We start from the raw sequence: 2,739 nt of genomic DNA, 5'->3' as shown, positions 1-2,739 counted from the left end.
CGTTCCGGCCGAGCCCCGTGTCGATCTTCAGGTGCACGCGGGCGGGACGCTCAAGCCGCCGCGCCTCACTCACCACATGGGTCAGTTCCCAGCCGGAGATTCCGAGGTCAATGCCCAGCTCGATGGCCGCCGCGAAGTCGCTCGATTCGGTGTGCAGCCAGGCCAGGATGGGCGCTTCAATGCCCGCCTCGCGCAGTTCCACGGCTTCGGAGATGTGCGCGACGCCAAGCCAGGCGGCTCCCGCTTCCAGCGCGGCCCTGGCTACGGGCACGGCACCGTGTCCGTAGCCGTCAGCCTTGACCACTGCCATGACCCGCGCGGGGCTCGCGATTTCAGCGATATGCCGTACGTTGTGCCGCACCGCGGCGAGGTCGATGTCTACCCGCCGCTCGGGCACGGGACCTGCTGAAAAACTCACACGCCTATTCTGTCAGCTTTGAACGGACGGTCAGGAATCCGGGGGTGCGGAGCGCCAGGTGCCCTTGCGCTCAGCGTTCCGGCGGCGACACGATGGATCATGACTTTCTCTCCCACAACAGCAATAGTCACCGGCTCCGACTCGGGCATTGGACGCGCAACTGCCGTGGCGCTCGCAGAAGCGGGCTGCGACGTCGGCATTACCTGGCATTCGGACCGGGAAGGAGCGGAGGAGACTGCCCGTCAGGTGGAAGCGGCAGGCCGGAAAGCGGCCGTGGCCCAGCTTGATACCACCGACATACCGGGTTGCGGCGACGTCATCGACCAGCTGGCGGACACGCTCGGCGGCGTCGATGTCTTCGTGAACAATGCCGGAACCGGTGACGGAACCCTCTTCCTGGATCTCGACTGGGACACCTGGCGCGGAACCGTGACAGCGAACCTGGATGGCGCGTTCGTGTGTATCCAGCGGGCCGCGAAGCGGATGGTCAGCGCAGGAAACGGCGGCCGCATCATCGCCGTGACGAGTGTCCACCAGGAGCAGCCCCGGGTCGGCGCGGCCGCCTATGACGCGTCCAAGCACGGACTCGGCGGCCTGATCCGCACCATCGCGCTGGAACTGGGCGACCGGGGCATCACGGCGAACGCCGTCCTGCCCGGTGAGATCGCCACTCCCATGACCGGCGCGGAGGATGAGGACCCCCACGAGATACGCCGGCCGGGGGTGCCGCTGGGACGCCCGGGCGATGCACGGGAAGTCGCCGCTGTGATCGCGTTCCTCGCCTCACCGGCGTCCAGTTACGTCACCGGAGCATCCTGGGTGGTCGACGGCGGCATGCTCCAGATGGGCCCCCAGGCGGGGTCCCACATCACCAGTGATGACTGGCGGTCGGTCTGACCGGCACAGGGCGAACTAACCGGAGCCGGCGTTCTGGCCGAAGTCCGCGGAGGGCGCCTCAGGCATCGGATTGTGTTGCGATAGTGGCGCTTGCCCGCCGGACCGCCTCGGCCGGAACGTGGGACACGATGTCCTCCAGGAAGGCGTAGCGGCGCAGCCACTGTTTGCGGACGCCGTCGCGCTCGGCGCTCACCCGGCGCCACCAGTCGGCAATGTCGCCCCAGCCCGGGGCGGCGAGCGATCCTCCGACCTCCTGCACCGACAGGGAGGCGCAAAGATTGGCGAACGCCAGCCGGTCCGCCAGCGGCCACCCGGCCAGGTCCCCGGTGATGAAGGCGGCCCCGAAGCAGTCACCGGCTCCCGTGGGGTCATAGGCGTTGACCGGCAGCGCCGGGACCCATTCCTCCTCACCGGTGAGGGAGTCGACGGCGATGGCACCCTGCTGGCCGACCGTCACCACCGCGACGGGCACCCGGTCAGCGAGCGCGTACAGCGCAGCCCACGGGTCACTGGTCCTGGTGTAGGCCATGGCCTCGGTTTCGTTGGGGAGGAAGGCGTGGAAGTACCGGAGGGAATCCAGCGCGTCCGGAGACCAGGATCCGCTCGGGTCCCACCCGACATCCCCGAAGAGCCGCATCCCGAGCGCGTGTGCCGCCGGGACCCACGGCTCAACCTGGGGACCGACCTCCGCCATGGCCGCCCGGCAGCGCGGCAGGTCCGCGAGCAGCTCCGACGCGGACAACGGTGAGGGGTGCCCGTGGGTGACCATGGACCGGTCGCGCGCCACGGAGAGGGAGACCGTGACGGGTGAGTGCCACTGCTCGAAGGTCCGCGAGCGCGAGAGGTCCACGTGCTCCTGCCCCTGCAGGATGCTGCGGTTGAAGGCGCCGTAGCCGTCATCGCCGAAGGCGGCCGCCAGCGTGGTCCGCAGGCCCAGCCTGCTCGCGGCGATGGCCTGGTTGGCCACCCCGCCCGGGCAGGAGCCCATCCCCTCGGCCCAGACTTCGGTCCCCGGCGTGGGCAGCGCATCCAGCCCGGTGAAGATAATGTCGAAGAACACCGAACCGGTGAGCAGGAGGTCGAACTCGGGGTCCTCTGAGGTTCGCGCGGAGGCAAGCGGGTCAAAACGGTTCGGGGTGGCCATGTAGGGCACGATACCCCGCAGTTGCGGGGCAGGGAGGACAACACCGTGCACACCATCAAGCTGGCCGTCATCGGCGGCGGCGGGTTCCGGGTTCCGCTGATCTACCGTGCACTGTGCTCGGGTGCCTTTGCCGGCCTGGTCGACGAGGTGTGCCTGTACGACGCCGATCACTCCCGTTCAGCAGCAATCGCCCGCGTGGCAGCCGACCTGCCCCTGCCGGAGGGTGCCCGCCCGCCCCGGCTCACCGTCAACGATCGGCTGGAAGAAGCGCTGGCGGGGG

At 69.2% G+C, this 2,739-nt stretch carries 3 protein-coding genes and 1 pseudogene; 2 read left to right on the top strand and 2 right to left on the bottom strand.

The window, feature by feature from the left end:
- Positions 1-418: alanine racemase (locus X803_RS21665; RefSeq protein ID WP_035779526.1), on the bottom strand; the 418-nt coding region annotated here is incomplete at its 3' end.
- Positions 419-517: 99 nt separating this feature from the next.
- Here X803_RS21665 and X803_RS0116250 point away from each other — a divergent pair.
- Complete coding sequence (locus X803_RS0116250; protein WP_026545951.1) at positions 518-1,315, top strand: SDR family oxidoreductase; 798 nt, start codon at positions 518-520, stop codon at positions 1,313-1,315.
- Positions 1,316-1,373: 58 nt separating this feature from the next.
- Here X803_RS0116250 and X803_RS0116245 read toward each other — a convergent pair whose 3' ends face one another.
- Positions 1,374-2,459, bottom strand: a complete 1,086-nt coding sequence (locus X803_RS0116245) for a carbohydrate kinase family protein (RefSeq protein WP_026545950.1) — start codon at positions 2,457-2,459, stop codon at positions 1,374-1,376.
- 45 nt (positions 2,460-2,504) lie between these two features.
- Here X803_RS0116245 and X803_RS22395 point away from each other — a divergent pair.
- A pseudogene (locus X803_RS22395) lies at positions 2,505-2,739 on the top strand (6-phospho-beta-glucosidase); the annotation flags it as partial.

It is taken from the genome of Arthrobacter sp. 35/47 (assembly GCF_000520475.1).
Lineage (GTDB): Bacteria > Actinomycetota > Actinomycetes > Actinomycetales > Micrococcaceae > Arthrobacter_D > Arthrobacter_D subterraneus.
The sequence above is the reverse complement of the archived record's forward strand: the minus strand, read 5'-3'. Positions and strand labels throughout refer to the sequence as shown.